12 protein-coding genes are annotated in these 17,105 nt (G+C 49.9%); 10 read left to right on the top strand and 2 right to left on the bottom strand.

Annotated features, from left to right (window positions below):
* Positions 1 to 613 precede the first annotated feature (613 nt).
* The 7 genes from JYE49_RS12300 (at position 614) to JYE49_RS12270 (ending at position 9,794) form a co-directional block, all read left to right on the top strand.
* A complete protein-coding gene (locus tag JYE49_RS12300) occupies positions 614 to 862 on the top strand; it encodes a plantaricin C family lantibiotic (RefSeq protein ID WP_093958417.1) in 249 nt (82 codons plus the stop codon).
* Positions 863 to 1,253: 391 nt separating this feature from the next.
* Complete coding sequence (locus JYE49_RS12295; protein WP_093958416.1) at positions 1,254 to 4,346, top strand: type 2 lanthipeptide synthetase LanM family protein; 3,093 nt, start codon at positions 1,254 to 1,256, stop codon at positions 4,344 to 4,346.
* Between the two features lie 157 nt (positions 4,347 to 4,503).
* Positions 4,504 to 5,265: a flavodoxin family protein gene (locus JYE49_RS12290; protein WP_179217441.1), complete on the top strand. Its 762-nt coding sequence runs from the start codon at positions 4,504 to 4,506 to the stop codon at positions 5,263 to 5,265.
* A complete protein-coding gene (locus tag JYE49_RS12285) occupies positions 5,265 to 6,170 on the top strand; it encodes an ABC transporter ATP-binding protein (RefSeq protein WP_093958414.1) in 906 nt (301 codons plus the stop codon). The genes JYE49_RS12290 and JYE49_RS12285 overlap by 1 nt, the downstream gene beginning before the upstream one ends.
* The gene (locus JYE49_RS12280) at positions 6,167 to 6,892 is read left to right on the top strand and encodes a hypothetical protein (protein WP_093958413.1); all 726 of its coding nucleotides are present in this window, start codon (positions 6,167 to 6,169) and stop codon (positions 6,890 to 6,892) included. Before JYE49_RS12285 ends, JYE49_RS12280 begins: the two co-directional genes overlap by 4 nt.
* A gap of 132 nt (positions 6,893 to 7,024) precedes the next feature.
* Complete coding sequence (locus JYE49_RS12275; RefSeq protein WP_143754548.1) at positions 7,025 to 7,648, top strand: hypothetical protein; 624 nt, start codon at positions 7,025 to 7,027, stop codon at positions 7,646 to 7,648.
* Positions 7,649 to 7,655: 7 nt separating this feature from the next.
* A complete protein-coding gene (locus tag JYE49_RS12270; RefSeq protein ID WP_093958411.1) occupies positions 7,656 to 9,794 on the top strand; it encodes a peptidase domain-containing ABC transporter in 2,139 nt (712 codons plus the stop codon).
* A 444-nt stretch (positions 9,795 to 10,238) separates the two neighbouring features.
* Here JYE49_RS12270 and rbr read toward each other — a convergent pair whose 3' ends face one another.
* Positions 10,239 to 10,778, bottom strand: coding sequence for a rubrerythrin (gene rbr, locus JYE49_RS12265; protein ID WP_084097477.1), 540 nt, complete (start codon positions 10,776 to 10,778; stop codon positions 10,239 to 10,241).
* Between the two features lie 37 nt (positions 10,779 to 10,815).
* Complete coding sequence (locus tag JYE49_RS12260) at positions 10,816 to 11,409, bottom strand: hypothetical protein (protein WP_093958409.1); 594 nt, start codon at positions 11,407 to 11,409, stop codon at positions 10,816 to 10,818.
* A 271-nt stretch (positions 11,410 to 11,680) separates the two neighbouring features.
* Here JYE49_RS12260 and JYE49_RS12255 point away from each other — a divergent pair, with 271 nt between their 5' ends.
* The 3 genes from JYE49_RS12255 to JYE49_RS12245 are packed head-to-tail and all read left to right on the top strand — an operon-like array spanning position 11,681 to position 17,018.
* Positions 11,681 to 12,844: a hypothetical protein gene (locus JYE49_RS12255; protein WP_093958407.1), complete on the top strand. Its 1,164-nt coding sequence runs from the start codon at positions 11,681 to 11,683 to the stop codon at positions 12,842 to 12,844.
* 31 nt (positions 12,845 to 12,875) lie between these two features.
* Positions 12,876 to 15,800, top strand: coding sequence for an FtsK/SpoIIIE family DNA translocase (locus JYE49_RS12250; RefSeq protein WP_093958406.1), 2,925 nt, complete (start codon positions 12,876 to 12,878; stop codon positions 15,798 to 15,800).
* Between the two features lie 3 nt (positions 15,801 to 15,803).
* Positions 15,804 to 17,018 carry an Mbeg1-like protein gene (locus tag JYE49_RS12245; protein WP_093958405.1) on the top strand — a complete coding sequence of 405 codons (1,215 nt, stop codon included), beginning with the start codon at positions 15,804 to 15,806 and terminating at the stop codon, positions 17,016 to 17,018.
* Positions 17,019 to 17,105: the final 87 nt, after the last annotated feature.

Genomic DNA, 17,105 nt, shown 5'->3' with positions numbered 1-17,105 from the left:
ATTTAGCACTCGGAATGATTTTTCATTTCTTACAGTCGTTGCTCACATTTTGTTTACTGATACTCCTGATATTGTTGCTACATCTCTTATGATATATATAAATCCCGGATGAACGCTTTTTATTGTATGCAACAGCCCTGAGTACTGTTGTCTGAACTTTTTGTCAGATAGGACTTTTCTTTTTGTCATTTTATGTTTGTATTTCTGATTTCATTTTGTGTGGTGGGCTAACTCTTGGCAGCAATTATTACATGCGCAATCTGATGTCTCCATGCTGACTGGGGGATGTTCTGCTTCTTTGGAATGGTTTGAGTGCTAATAACGGACTTGACGAACATATATAGGCAGCGGGTACAGATTCCATTTATACGAAACATGCTTTCATAATGAAGTTGCAGTTTTATATCATCTGCTTTTTTGAAACCGGAGTTTTGCATTCATGTCGCAGAAGTCAGCAGGCGATTGAACTCTTCCCAAATAGCTACGGGTTAAAACTGATATTATGGCAGAGAGGGATTGTGCATTTGGTACCGTGCTCCTTTCCGATTTGCTGTGATATAGATTTGTACGCTTAAAGTACACATATTAAATTATTAAAGGAGGAAAAGACACAATGAACAAAAAGAGGAGCTTTGTAGTTGGAGATCTCATGCAGGAAATTCAGGAACAGGATCTTATGGTGCCTGTTGGTGGCGCAGTGGACGGTGGTGGCAATAGAGTACAGTCCGTCTTAACTGTCATTTCTGCAATTACGGCAATTACAGGCCTTACCGCATGGTCAAATGATAAGGCGACCAGAAAGTTCAAGTGCGGAGAAGTTCTTACGTTGTCTGCTGAGTGTAATGGCGGCACAGCGTGCTAATTAGGTAATTTGCGGCGGTGGGCATTGCGGATAGGCAATTCTCATCGCCGCAATATCTACCGAGTGTAATAACGGGGGAGTCTGTTGATCAAAACTGATCTCCTTGTACTGGAATGGTGAGGAGAACGCAATGATTGGATTAACAAGCATTTAGCAGGTGTTTAAACACCCCTTAGTATATAGATTCAAGGTATCGCATATTTGTAGTTGAAAAGGTGAAACCAACACAGATTATTATATGCTTGAATTTCGAAAATAATCTACGACGCGCCTTACCGTGCGTCATAGTATATGTTCTTTCAAGCTCATTTTACAAGAAAGGCCGCCGCTTGTCTGCATATTTTTCATTCTGTTTGTACCAAGCGTAAAGCGGCTGGGATGGTTGATTGTTATGAAACTTCTGGTTCCTCGGCAGAGTCAGCAGACGGACGCTGGCTTCGATTTTCAGGACAGTCTATCTTTCTGGGATGGTCTCTTCCCAGAGATAAAGGAGCGGACAGCCCTACTAAACAGTTTGAAGTCCCTTGGGGAACAGCTCGATGAGTCTGCTCTGCGGCGTTTATTCGATAGTCAGAAGCAGATTTCGTTTGATTTCTTTGAACAGGAATTCAATGACACATATGTTGCTAGTATCCAGCAGGGGCTTGAAGCGGTGAACGAAGATATTTTGGGGTGGATGAACTATTTTAAACCGCTCCTCGTCTCGTGTATGGAGCCATTGTTCAACCGAATCCATCATTGTTCGGTTGTTTTGGAGCCAAGAGCTCTGTTTTGTCGTTCGGTGAGTGCACTTGCCAGAATTCTCTTCCAGATGGCATTTCGCGTACTTATTGCTGAAACCAATGCGAGCCGGGATGAAGGTCTGCTGAAGGGTGCTGATACCGTTGCGAGAGCAACATATTACAAAGAGGTGCTCTTGCAGGATGTATCATATTTGAAGGCTGTCTATTCCAGATACCAGGTCTTGACTGATATGATGCTGAAGAAGACCGGGCTGATCTGTGAATATATTGAATCCATTATAACAGATTACGAAACGAATCATGAAGCCATCGGGCGGGAACTGAACGGCGGATCTACCTTCGGGAAACTTGTCCATATCAGGCTCGGAGAAGGTGACACCCACAACCAGGGGAAAAGCGTTGCAATCATTGAGTTCGAACAAGGGATCCTGGTCTATAAGCCAAGGACTCTTCAACTCGAACAGCGCTACAATACTTTCATTGAGCACCTGAATGCAGCGCACATCCCAGGGTTTTTAGACATCAAAACAATCCGTCTGAAAAACACCGGAGAGACTGGCTGGTGCGAGTTTGTAAGGCAGAAACCCTGCAAAGAAGAAGCCGAAGTCAGGGATTATTACACGCGGATTGGTGAACTGCTTGCGATCTTCTATCTCTTCAGCGCCTCTGACTTCCATGCGGAGAATATTATCGCATGCGGTGCATATCCGCTGGTCATTGACATGGAGACACTTTTCTCTGCTGATCTGTTTGATCAGAAAACAATAGAGAAGTCTGTGTTCAGTTATATTGGTAGCCTCCTGACCTATTCTGTTAAGGCCTCTGCCATCCTGCCGACAATGATCCGAAATCGAAAGACGAATAAGCAGGTAGATCTTTCTGGCTTGTCCATGGACGAGGAACAAGAATCCCCCTACAAGTCCTTTTGTATCATGGATGCAGACAAGGATACGATTCATATTGTTGCAAAAAACCTTGCTATAGGTGGACATAACAACAGTGTAAAATTGCATAATCGGAGTATGGAATCTCAAAAATATCTCGGGGAGATGCTCCGCGGCTTCGAAATCACCTACGAGTATTTTGTAAATAATCGGGAGTCTGTATTGGCGTACATTGAGGAGCACTTCAGCGGGCTGATGTTCCGCGTCTTGCTCAGAGGTACAGTGACATACGGCCAGATGCTTTCAACGATGTATCATCCCGACCTTGTGCAGTCTTTTTTGGACAGGGAAATCTACCTGAACCGGTTGTTTTTGAACGCTGATGAGAAGCATATCGCTCTGGTTCTGGCCGAAATTGAGGATATGAAGAGAGACGATGTTCCTATGTTCATGGCGTCCACAGACGAGCGGAGCCTCTACACCTGTGCAGGCCAGGCACTGGAAGGTATTGTACAAAATTCAGCGCTGGAGATGCTCCGAAGTAAACTTGAACGAATGGGTGCGGCAGATCTTTGCTTTCAGAGGCGCGTGATTATCTACAGCTATGCAGACCTGTACAGAAATGATGTTTATATTACAGGCTATCGCTATCATGAAGCCGAAGAAGCGCAAGAGCCGGACGGAGAGTCACAGATCCATGTGCTGGTGGAACAGGTCGCGAAATATTGCGATGCAAACAGTATTAGTCTTACGGTGAACGGTCAGACCGAGCGTTCATGGATCGGATATCTTGAGGTGGAGGATCAGTTTCGAACGATTACTCCCATCGGGATTAATCTTTACGATGGCAATGCTGGGATGGTGCTTTTCTATGCCGCGCTATACAAGTATACGCAGAAGCGGTGCTATTTGGAAACTATGCGGGAAGTGCTCCGACCGATTGAACAGTATTTTGAGAAAAATAGCATCGGCAAGGAAACACAAAATGGTTTATACAATGGATGTAGCGGCGCGGTCTATCTCTACGCTGTCATATCGGATTTGCTCCATGAGGAATCTTACAGAGCGCATGCTGACAGATTACTGCGGGAGATGGCGAGTAGTAGAGTGCTCTCTCAGAAGAACGATGTGATGATAGGAAATGCGGGAGCGATTCTTGTTGCTGCCCGCTTGTCGGAGCCCGGAGACGCGATCATTGATCCGTATCTGCATACACTTGCGCAGAAGATCATAGAAGCGGCAGATGTGTATCCTACAGGTTGTTTTATAGGAAAGGAAGGTTACACTGGCTATGCGCACGGCACAGCAGGTATTTCCCATGCCTTGTACAAGGTTTACAAGCGGACAGGGGATGAGCACATCCTTTTGGCTGTGGAAAAAATGCTTGCTTATGAGCGTGGACAATACGTTACAGAAGCAGGTAATTTCCGCAGGAGCCTTACTGACAAACGCTGTGATTGCAAGTGGTGTCATGGAATGTCGGGCATTCTGCTCAACCGCCTTTCGCTCAAGGAGGATGGATATTCAGATAGCCTCCTCGACAGTGAGATTGAGATTGGCATTCGGACGTTGAAGCAAGTGGGCTTTGGCGCGGATTACTGCCTTTGCCATGGCGACATCGGCAATCTCATGATCTTGCAACAAGCGGCAGTGCTTTTGCAGGATGGAGCTCTACAGCAACAAGTCAGACGGAACACAGAGCGTCTCGCCACACAATTGATAGAACGGCTGAAAGGCAGTCCGGATTTTCTGGAAAATGCTGGCTTTGGTCTGATGACAGGGCTTGCCGGAATCGGATACGGCTTAATTGCATTAGAGGACAGAAACGCTCGAATCCCCAATATTCTTGCAGTTTAGTAAGGCGAAACACAGAAATGAACATCCCGATCATGAGGGTAATACGTGTTACCATCATCTATACATACTGAATAAAAACAATCATAGCATCAAGGAAAGCCGTCATGATCGCAGATTTGAGTTGTACGGGGTTGTCTTGCGTTCACAGAGAGGAGGATTGAGTACGACATACAAAATTGTGACGATAAATGGGAGCCCAAGAGGGGCAAAATCAAGCACTGGAGCCTTTCTCAAAGCTGTTGTCAGCGGGCTTCGGAAGAGGATCGACATCGAAACGTATGAGCTTGATTTAAGCAAGTACAAGGTGAGCTTCTGCAGAGGTTGCTCGAACTGCTTTGAAACTGGGAAATGCCCGCTGGATCTGCAGGACGATATGCCCGAACTCAAAAAGATGATTCTGATGGCAGACGTTTTGCTGATCGGCACGCCCATATACGCAGGGAATATCACGGCGCAGATGAAACTTTTGCTGGATAGAATGTCTTACTGGATGCATCTGATGTGCCTCTGTGGAAAGCCGACGGCCCTTCTCACATCCTCTTGTGGGAATGGAGCAAACTTCGTGAAGACCTATCTGTCTTCGGCGGTGAAGTTTATGGGGGGACGAGAGGTCTCCTTCCAGAATTATCTTGTCTTCACAGAGAATGATGTGCAGGAGGTGGAGAATGTACAGAGAACCGAAGAAATGGTCGCAGACATTATTGGAGCCCTAAATGATCCGACGCACATTGGTGAGCGTGAGCGGAAGGATCTTGATTATATCTTTCATTCCATGCAGAAAAACATGAAGCTTTATGAGGAAGAGCCCAACTTTGAATACCGGTTCTGGAAACACAATGGATTCTTTGAATTTGAGAGTTACATGGATGTAATTATGAATTCTGAACGAATTATTTCGGACTTTGGAGGCACACTATAATGCATAATGGGATTTGCGTGACTGACTTGTATAAAAAATATGGAAACAACACGGTTCTGAATAACATCAATATGACCCTGATGCCGGGGGAAATTGTCGGTCTTGTAGGGACAAACGGCGCAGGCAAGAGTACCTTGCTGTCTATTCTCTGCGGATTGAAAAGGAACTATACGGGAAACGTGGAAATCGATGGCGTAAATATTCGTTCAATGCGAAGAAAGAAGAATATCGGCTGTTTGATAGAGAATCCCGGTCTGTATCCGGCACTTACAGGCATGGAGAATATCAAGTATTTTACCTCATTCACGGATACAGTCACCACAGATGAGATAAAAGCATTGGTCGGGGCATTGGAGCTGGGGGATTTTATTAACAAGAAGGTGAAAAAATACTCTCTTGGTATGAAGCAACGGCTCGGAATCGCTATTGCACTGCTTGGGAGTCCCAAGTACCTGCTGCTCGACGAGCCCATGCGTGGCGTAGACCCTGAAGTCATACCTGCGTTAAGGAAATATCTGGTCTCCCGCGCGCGCGAGGCAGGCACAGGCATCATGATTTCCAGCCATATCTTAGGGGAAATCGAGTCCATGTGCGACAGGGTGATAGTTCTGCAGGCGGGGCGGATCATAGAATCCATTGATCTGAAGGAAGACGCGGGCAGCGCAGAGGAAGATTATATCATCTCGTCGAGTGAGACTGTGCAGATAGAAGCATTCCTGCGTGAGAAGGGCTATTCGGTGCGGCGTACAGAGAATAAGTTGATGGTTAGAACCAGGGATACCGAAGTGAACGAGCTGATCAAATTGCTTGTAGCAAACGGTCTGAACCTGACGGGAATCGCACCCTACAGAGAGAACCTGGAAGAACGTTTCATCAAGGCAATCAAACAGGAGGAAGATCAGTGAAAACAGTTTTATATGATCTGAAGCGCAACTATAAAGCAATAGGAATCTTCTGTCTGTTTTCATTTGTGGTGATTGCCCAGTTTTGGCGGAGAGATTTGAGATCCTATTCAGTTGCTGTCTTGAACTATTACTTTTTCTGGACTTCTTTTATTGGCATGATGGTCGTGATAACCAACTTGCATATGGAGGATTTCCGTAGCGGTGCCATCAAGGAACTGTATGTGTTCATAGAGAGCGGATGGAAGCTTATTGCCAGACGGCTGCTCAGTGTGATTTGTGTGGCCGGCATATTCTATTTGCCTGCACTTATCAACCAGACGATCGGTATTCAGAAGCTGAAAAAAGTCGATCCGAGCCTGGTCGAGGGAACTTATGCGTTGAATTTGCTGGTGATCTATATGGGCGCAGCAGTTTTCCTGTCTGCTTATGTGATGTTGATCGCATACAGCGTACGTTCGTATAAAAAGGCGTACTTTATTGCGGTGCTGCCCCCGCTTGTCCTTAACTATCTACTGCCCTTTATTATCACACAGGGACAACTGGACGAGAACGGACCGCTGGGTATGGTGAGCAAGATACTGAAAAAAACCCCGAACGGGATTATCACGGTATGGTCTCAAACTCAGATGGTTTCTTGGGAGGATGGGGTTTTGCTGCTTGTCTATATTGCAGGTTTGTATGCAGTTGCTTATGTCTTTTATCGGAATCGAGACTGTATATAGCGAAGTTGTGGCGATGTAATTCGGATTAATGGAGTGATTTGGAGTAAAATGTATCAGTATATTAAAAATGAATGTAACAGAATAATTAAATGGAAGTCGTGGCTACTGGTTGCGGCGATCTGTCTGTTCGTAATGGTATTAGTACGTGCTTGTGATGCCGGAGCAGCAGTCTTCGTTTATTCGATCCTGGCAAATCTTGGATATGTTTTCGTGATCGGCATCTGTGTATGTGTGGCGACCGATGACTTTGAGAATGGCACATATATTCAGGCTTTTACCGGGAAATACAGTGTGCCGCACATTATCGGCGCAAAACTCATTGCAGCGGCAGTCGAGGCACTGGTCATTGCAGCGTTGAGCTGCATCCTGTCGTTCATAGCGACATACGGGCAGATAGAAGGCGTACAGCTGGAAGAGATGTTACGTTTGTTTGGTATGACAATGCTCACCTACTTGGTCGGAGCGATGCTTTTGGCATCTGTTGCTGTTTTGATGGGTAGTTTTATAAAGAATCAGGGTATTTGCGTAGTTTTGATGTTTTCCCTCTTTTTAGGGGTGTTCGCAGAAATTATTGGCTTGGTAAAATCTCACTTCAATATCAACACGGTTGCAGGTTATCTGCTTACTCAGTTTGCGCTTTTGCCGGAAATGATGCTCAATGGAGCGGCTTCTTTTCAACAGATAGGCTTCTGTATGGGAGCTGCCATGCTTAATTATGTAATTATATGCTGCACAAGAAGATGGTGGTTAGGATAAGGTTGCTATGAGGAAACGAGTAACATTTATCGAACAAATCAGCACTACTGAGTGCGGTATCACCTGTGTTGCAATGCTTCTGAGGTATTACAAAAGCTATGTGAGCTTGCAACAGCTCCGGGATTTGCTGGACACAGGAAGAGACGGCACTTCAATTGGTCAACTGGTGGCGCTGTGTAAGAAGCTGAATCTGCTTGCTAAGCCGGAAAAGATTGATTTTTCTCAGATTGAGAGAAATCAGGCACCTTTTATTGCTCTTTGCTACAACAGTCATTTTCTTGTCGTAGAGAAGATCACCAAGAAATATGTATATATTGTAGACCCAGCTTCCGGAGCAGAGTATGTTTCTCACGATGAATTCAAAGAAATATACTCAGGATATATCATATGTATTGCACCGGACAGAAATTTTGTTCCGCAAAAAAGAGACATCCATCTGTTTTCCGAATACATTCAGGTATTTAAGGAAAAGAAGGGATTATTCGCAGCGATATTTGTCATATCGATTGTTATATACGCGTTTTCATTGGCGGTTCCTATCTTGATGAAATATGCGATTGACAGCATCAATATAAAAACAGAATCTGTGGAACAACCCTTAATCATGCTGATCATATTTGTCGGACTTGCCTCATTGCTTGGGTATATTCAAAGCAATTGCTTAATCAGCTACAGAACCTTTATGGATTATAAGATTACTGCCAAGGTTGTAAGAAAGCTGCTGAATGTATCTTATCATTTTTTTGAATTACGACGGAAGTCCGATTTGATCATGACGGTCAACAGTGGATATATCATCCGAGAGATTGTGGCAAAGCAGCTTGTTCAGGGAATTATCAACATAGGTGCGATCATTTTTATGGTGGTATATCTATATTTGCAAACCCCTGTAATATGTCTGCTTTGTATTGCTCTGTTTGTACTGAATGCTGTCTTCCTTGGCTGGTCACGCCCCCGTTTGTTGAACGAGGACCGGCAGCTACTAAACAAGCGTAATGAAGTGGATGGACAGCAGGTCGAGATGATCTATTCCATTCTCGGAATCAAAATGGCTGGAATCGAAAATTATGTTTTTGACAATTGGAGCGAAAAGGAGGGTTCTTATTTACAGAAACAGAAAAGAGCTGATCGGCTAAAAAACAAATATATGTTTGTTACCTCGTTGATTTCACAATTGTCCCCATATATTGTGCTTGCTGCAAGCGTCGGACTCTTTAGAAAAGGAATGATAACGCTCGGAGATATTATGGCGTTTTATTCTCTGAGCTCAACCTTTTTTGGTTTAGCAGCTTCTGTGTCGAATGTATACAACAGCTATGTGAACAGCATCATCTATCTTGAAAGAATTCACGATATTCTGACATTTGAGCAGGGTGAAGAAAGTCGCGGGGATCATGCAAAACATGTAAATGGCGAGATCGAGCTAAAAAATGTGTCTTTTTCTTATTCGAAGCACTCCAGCAAAGTTCTGAAGAATATAGATTTAAAAATATACAGTGGGCAAAAAGTTGCGATTGTCGGTATGTCTGGTTCGGGAAAAAGTACACTCGGCAAGGTTATGATGGGTCTTTATAAACCGACTGAAGGAACGGTTATGATCGATCATACAAATATCCACACATTTGATACTTCAGAATTAAGGCAGCACATGGGAATCGTGCCACAGGATATGACCCTATTTAATCGTAGCATTGAATACAATATTGGAATGGGTAGAAACGATGTGTCCAAGGAGGAAATCGTTGAGGCGGCAAAGATTGCAAGGATACATGACGAAATCATGCAAATGCCGATGAAGTATGATACCCAGGTGACTGAGATGGGTATGAATCTCTCTGGTGGACAACGACAGAGAGTGGTGCTTGCGCGGGCAATTTTGAAAAGACCCAAGCTCATTATCCTGGACGAGGCAACTAGCGCTTTGGATACATATAATGAATCGCAGATTTTTCAATATTTCAAAGAGGAAAACTGTACACAGATTATTATTGCACATCGATTATCAACTGTTATAGATTCAGATGTTATCGTGGTAATGGATGAAGGAAGAATTGCAAATATAGGAAGTCACAAGAAACTATTAGAAACATCGGATGTATATAAGAAAATATATAGTGCAAATAATGATTTGCCCGCAACGTGTTAAAAAACGCTTGGACAGCTTATGGTTGAAAACACTTTTTCCGGGAATGATTTAGAATACTACATGCGTTATTGGAAGCAATACCTTATTTGTTTGAACCTATAACCTAGTGCGTTGGTTATGGGCTTAATATTGAAGGAACATTCTCGTAAAGAGAAAAAAGCAGAGATTATAAAAAGGAATCTCAACCCTCAGAATCTAAATAATTCCCGACCAAAGGACTATAGAATCTATGAAGAGGATATTCAAAGTATATTGTTAATAGATCGAACGGATTAATCAAGAAGAAGGGACTAGTAGGGTGTTTTGAGTTGATATTGTCTGTGAAGTTGCTATGAGGAAACGAGTAACATTTATCGAACAAATCAGCGCCGCTTTTTGTTTTCTTATCCCATGCAAAAGAGACTGTCCCATATGAGACAGTCCCTTTTCTTTTAGTGACGCAGATCAATAGTTTTCGGCAGCGATTTCGAAGTAGCTCTGGGGATGATTGCAGACGGGGCAGACTTCGGGAGCCTTGGTGCCCACAACGATGTGGCCGCAGTTGCGGCATTCCCAGATTTTGACCTCGCTCTTTTCGAAGACCTGCTGCATTTCAATGTTCTTCAGCAGGGCGCGGTACCGTTCCTCGTGATGCTTTTCGATGGCGGCAACACCGCGGAACTTGGCGGCCAGTTCAGGGAAGCCTTCTTCTTCGGCGGTCTTGGCGAAGGACTCGTACATATCGGTCCATTCGTAGTTTTCGCCATCAGCGGCGGCAGCCAGGTTGTCGGTCGTGGAGCCGATGCCCTTGAGTTCCTTGAACCACATCTTGGCATGCTCTTTTTCGTTCTCAGCTGTCTTCAGGAAAAGTGCGGAAATCTGCTCATAGCCTTCCTTTTTGGCGACGGAAGCGAAATAGGTGTACTTGTTCCGGGCCTGGGATTCACCTGCGAAAGCGGCTTCCAGGTTCTTTTCGGTCTGGGTTCCGGCATAGGGATTGGACATGACATTTTCCTCCTTTATTGAATATAGTTGATGGGATTTATTGTTCGTTATCATTGCGGATGGTGTAAAGCTTCAGGAAACCGCAGAGGGAGCTGACCTGTTTGCTGAGACTGCGGGGCAGAATCACAACATACAGCGCCTGGTCTGTGGTGGTGTGAAGCCGGATATACTGATCATTTTCCATCCGGACAGAGGTGTTTCCGAAGAAGGTCGGCCCGGCATAGGGCATGAAATGGAAACCATCCTCCAGCATATTCAGGGTGTCCGCCGGCCAGATGCTCTGCAGGGCGATATCTTCCCCTTCAGGGGTCTGCCAGTTCGTTATGACTACCCGGCCGTATCCTCCCGGAACCGGCGTGTCGGCACAGGTTGCGCCGACAAAGGTCATGCTGGAGGAGTTCTGAAAGCACATCATCGGCGCGGGAAAGTCCAGCTGTACCAGGTCGCTTTCGTTATCAATCCGGAGCGCGGTACCTGTTTCCGCGGCAGGCTTCACGTCAGGGGAGATGTTTTTATCCTCCTGGGGTTTGGCCAGGATCAGGGAGACGGCGAGCATCACCAGCAGGGCGACGGAAAACAGGATTTCCACAATCCGGAGGAGATACTTGCGTATTTTCTTTCCGTCAGCCAAGATGCCACCCCTTCCTTTTCCTGATTCAGGCAGCGGTTTCTGTTCCGCTGGAAACTATTATATATGGGGCGGAAGAACACTGTCAAATTGTGCGGAACCGTCCGGACCGGTTTGTCCGGGAGTCCCGGACGGCAGGTTTTCAGGCCCCGGATTCGTTATTTATAAAGAAAGGAAACTGTGCCTGTAAAGGCCGGAAACCGCGGCGCGGGGCGGGCTGACTTGCCCCGGAATCCAAAAGGATGTAAAATAATAGTTCACGGAGGGTAAGGATATGAAATCTAATCGCCTGATTCGCCTGGCAATCTGCCTGATTGCGGCGATGCTGCTTTTCATCCCTGTCTGTCCGGCAGAAGAAGCGTTTCATATTGAAGACGCAGGACTGGACATGACGGAAACGCTCAGCGTTCACTATCCCGTGCTGTCCGGCCCGGGAGATGAAGCGCTGCTTGAACAGATTAATACGATGATCCGGGAAGACTGCCATATCGGGGATTACCTTGCCCGTACGGCGCAGCTGATCGCCGGCGGAAGCCTGCAGGTCAGCTGGCAGGGCGGGATCATGGGCGATGTGTTCAGCTGTGCGGTGTCAGCTGTCGGCGCTGTGGAAAACTCCCGTTCCACGCATGTATGGAACGCCTGCACCGCAGACCTGCGGGACGGCCGCAGGATTACCCTTTCGGAACTGTTCACGGATGAGGAAGCCGGCCGTGAGCAGATCCGTACCTATCTGGAAGACGAGGTTCTGCCGGAGCTCAGCGCCCATCTGCAGAACAGTGAACTGGAGCCCCTGCCGGAGACTTTTTTACTGGAGCCTTCCGGCCTGACGCTCCTGTATCCGGTGAGCCAGCTGAGCACCCTGGGAGACCGGGCCGGCGATATCCGGATCGGATGGCATGTGCTGAAGGACGTGCTGAACCTGGCCGAGGACAGCATTCCGGACCGGATCGGCGTGAAACAGATGATCACCCTGACCGCTGAAAGTGCGGAACAGCTGCTGGCCGCGTCCGCGGAAGGATCCCTGACCGGTATTCCGGTGAAGCTGGGGGACAGCGTGCAGGAGATGACCGACCGGTATCACCTGCTGACGGATCCGGATGGCTTTGAGGGCGGACGCCTGTTCGCGCTGGAGGGCGGATGTTTCCGGGGTGTTTACCTGATGACGGATGACCTGACCCGCGGCTGGGAAAACAGCAAGGTGGAAGGCATCCGGATGGATCAGGGCTGTCTCTGGGGACTGTGCGTGAATGAGACCATGCGGGAGGACTGGATCTCCGTGCTCGGTGAACCGGACGGTTCAGCGGCCATTGATGAAGAAAAGGCGGAGGCCAACCGGCTGGTGCCGGGGACCTGCGATTACTACAGCTGCGGGGAATATCAGCTGCGGCTGTACAGTGATGATACCGGATGCCTGATCTGTATTGTACTGACGGCATAACGGAGCAAAGAGAAAGGAACAGAAGGAAAGAATGGCTCAGAAAGGGAGCGGAAAAAGAAGACAGGCCCCCGCGTATTCCGCGGACGCGATGGCCATCCGGTATATGGCCGGACTGGTTCTGATTGCGCTGGGCGTCCTGATCTTTATGGCGGTGGTCATGCGGCTGCCGGGAAATATCTTTGAGGGTCTGCGGATTATCTGCTTCGGCCTGTGCGGGATTATGGCCTATGTGCTGCCTGTACTGCCGGTGTGGGCCGGCGTACTGGTGATCTGGTCCACCCAGCGCCGCGCGCCTGTGCGGCCGTGGCTGTTTGCGCTGCTGGCCTTCTTTGGTTTGTGCGCTTTCCTGATGATTACCGGAGCCATGGAGCACCTGAGGAACACCTACGGCAGCAGCTGGGGCGACGTGATCAACGGTGCATATATAGAAAGCTCCAAAATGGTGAACCCGAACGGCGGCGGCGCCGTGGGAACCATCCTGGCCTGGCCGCTGTGGAATTATCTGGGACCTGTGCTGGGCACGATGATTATCTTTGTGCTGACCGTGTTCTGCGTCCTGCTGGCGGTGAACCTGACTCCTTCCCGGATCCGGGATCTCTTTACGGGCCAGGCCGGCGCCCGCAGACAGCAGCAGAAGCTGGAGCGGGAACGCATGGAACAGCAGCAGCTGGCATGGCAGCAGCAACAGGCCCTCTGGCAGCAGCAACAGCAGCAGATCCTGGAGCAGCAGTACCAGATGCAGCAGCAACAGCAGATGCCCATGCAGCCTGCGCAGCAGGCCTATATGCCGGGGCAGGAGATGCAGCCGCCTGTGCAGCAGAAGCCAGTATCCGGTGACGGGGGCGTTCGCGACTGGCAGGAGCAGATGGCCGCCGGTCAGGCGGTTTCCGCGGCAACCGGACACCAGAGCAGTATTTTCGGCAAAAAGAACCAGGCAAAACAGGCCTCCCAGGAGAAATCCTTTGCCAGCCGGATTTTCGGCCGGAATAAAAAGGAAGAGTATGACGGCCTGAGCGATGGATCCACCCTGGCCGATGCCGGAACGGCAGCCCGCAGGCCGGCAGGAAGACCTGCGCGACGGACGGCAACGGGAGCGGAGATCGGCGAGCCCCAGACCCACTGGCGGCAGGATACGGCGGAGATCCCGCTGGAGATCGACAACGGCCGCAAACGCCGGCCGCAGCCTGTACAGCAGACGATGGCGGACATTCCGGAGGAACCGGCGCCTGTCCGTCCGGAACCGGCCCGCGGAAGGCAGCCGGTCCGGGAGCAGGAGCCGGCAGTGGAAACCCCGCCTGTCCGGGACGACTCACGGTACCGCCGTCCCGCGGAACCGGAGCAGAAGAAGCCCGAAGTGCAGCCGGCCCGGCCGGCCGTGCCTGTGGTACAGCAAACCATCGGGGAAGCAGCCTATCAGGCTCCGATCAAGGTGCCTGTGAAAAAGAAGGCGGAGGAAGAGGAAGAAGGCATATGGATGCCGACGCCCTACAACTATCCGCCGATTACAGACCTGGCCAGGCCGCAGCAGGGGGTCGAGGATACCCGCGAAGAGGATATCACCCGTTCCCGCAAGCTGGAAGAAACCCTGGCAAGCTTCCGGGTACCGGCCCGGGTGGTGCACGTGACCCACGGCCCCGCCATTTCCCGTTTCGAGCTGGAACTGGAAGCGGGCACCAAGGTCAACAAGGTATCGGAACTGGAAAAGGATATTGCCTACGGTATGTCCGCCACCTCTGTGCGTATTGAGGCGCCGATTCCGGGCAAGCGCCTGGTCGGCGTGGAAGTGCCGAACCGTAAGGTAACCACCGTTACCCTGCGGGAAGTCATGGAGAGTGAGCCGATGCAGAACGCCCGGTCGATCCTGACTGTGGCGCTGGGCAAGGATATCGCCGGAACGCCCATTGTGTGCGACCTGGCGAAGATGCCGCATATGCTGATTGCCGGCCAGACCGGCAGCGGTAAATCCGTGTGTATCAACGCGATTATCAACAGCCTGCTGTACCGGGCCAGCCCTGACGAGGTGAAGCTGATCCTGGTCGACCCGAAGGTGGTTGAACTGCAGTGCTATAACGGGATTCCGCACCTGCTGATTCCTGTGGTGAACGATCCGCGCAAGGCGGCGGCCGCACTGGCCTGGGCCGTGGCGGAAATGATGGAACGGTACGACAAGTTCGCCGAAAAGAAGGTCCGGAACCTGGAAGGCTATAACCAGCTGGTGGAAAAGACGGGTGAAAAACCCATGGCCCGGATCGTCATCATCATTGATGAGCTGGCGGATCTGATGATGGTCTGCAAAAAGGACGTGGAAGAATATATCTGCCGCCTGACGCAGCTGGCGCGCGCAGCGGGCATTCACCTGATTGTCGCGACGCAGCGTCCCTCGGTGGACGTCATTACCGGCCTGATCAAGGCCAATATTCCGAGCCGTATCGCGTTCAAAACCGCGAGCTCCGTGGACAGCCGCACCATCCTGGACCGGAACGGTTCGGAACAGCTGCTGGGCTGGGGCGACATGCTGTACGCGCCCACCGGCTCCTTCGCGCCTACCCGTGTGCAGGGCTGCTTCCTGAGCGATGAGGAAGTGAACCGGATCGCGAAGCATGTGAAGGAAGCGAACCCCAGCACCTATGATCCGGATATCCTGGAGAAGCTGGATGAAATCGCCAACGGCGGAGAAACCGGAAACGCGGATATCATCATCAACAGTTCTGACATGAGCGGCGGAGACGGCGGCCTGTTCGAGCAGGCGGTGGAATTCGCCATCCAGGACGGCCAGATCTCCACCAGCACGCTGCAGCGCCGGCTGAAGATCGGCTATGCCCGGGCGGGCCGGCTGACGGATGAGATGGAGGAGCGGGGCATCGTGGCTGCCAAGGACGGGAGCAAGCCCCGCAAGTGCCTGATCACCCGGGAAGAATGGGAAGAAATGAAGAGAACAACGGAAGGAATGACGTAATCAATGGCGAACATGGTGGACTATCTGGCCTGGCGGGGAGATGTTCCGTTTGAAATCTCGCCATGGAACGAGATAGACGGCCTGCTGGTCGCTACCATCAGTTATCTGAATTTCCACGGAGGACGGGATCCCAAGGGATGGACCCTGGAGGAGATGTCCCGGATTGACCTGATCCAGGAGGGAAACACTTCCACTTTTGCAGGACGTAAGACGGTCTTTCAGGCCATGGCTTCCGGCGTCCGCTTCCGCGGATGCCGGCTGCACCATGCCATTGCCATGACGGATCCGGAGATCGGGATGCAGTTTTCCGCCATGTGCCTGGATCTGCCGGACGGCAGCATGTGCGTGGCGTTCCGGGGAACAGACAACACCGTCGTGGGCTGGCGCGAAGACTTTGACATGGCCTACACCACCCGGGTGCCTGCCCAGGAGGCGGCAATCCTGTATCTTCGGCGGGCCGCGGCATTATCCAAAGCACCGCTGCGGCTGGTGGGGCACAGCAAGGGCGGCAACCTGGCGGTTTACGCCGCGGCCTTCGCCTCCAAACGGGTGCAGGACCGGATTGAGAGCATCATAAGCTATGACGGTCCCGGCATGAACCGGGAGACCTCCCAGTCGGAAGGATACCTGAGGATTAAGGACAAGATCCGTTCCTTTATTCCCCAGACCAGCATTATCGGCCTGCTGATGGATTTCTATGAGCCTTATACGGTAGTGCGTTCCACCGCCAGCGGCATCAGCCAGCACGATCCCATGACCTGGAAAATTTACGGTCCGCAGTTTGAAACCCTTTCCTCGGTGGACCAGACAGCGATTGTGGTACGGGATACCCTGCATGAGTGGCTGCAGAACAGTACCCCGGAACAGCGGGCGGATTTTGTGGACGCGCTGTTTGGCATGGTGGAAACCACCAAGGTGACCCGGATGAGCGAGCTGACCGGGGAAAAACTCCGGACGATGATGACCATGGTGGGCAACCGGAAGGAAGTGGATCCGGAAACCCGGCGCGTATTTACCCGGCTTATGGCCCAGGCGGTTTCGCTGGGCTTCGGCAATGTGATTGACTGGGTCCGCGGGCGGAGGGAGAACGACATCGAGGGCGGCTGGGAGACCATGTCAGCCGTGAAGCGCAGGGAAATGCTGGATGCCGCGCTGAACGAACCCGAGCCTGCGGAGGAAGCAAAAGAAGATCAAGCCCGGGAACAAAAAGACCCTTGACAAGGATCGTTACGTATGATAAAAGATATACCGGTACCGATCTTTAAGACGATACAGAGATATCGGCAAGATTGGATTGGCGCGTAT

Source organism: Aristaeella hokkaidonensis, from assembly GCF_018128945.1.
GTDB lineage: Bacteria > Bacillota > Clostridia > Christensenellales > Aristaeellaceae > Aristaeella > Aristaeella hokkaidonensis.
The sequence above is the reverse complement of the archived record's forward strand: the minus strand, read 5'-3'. Positions and strand labels throughout refer to the sequence as shown.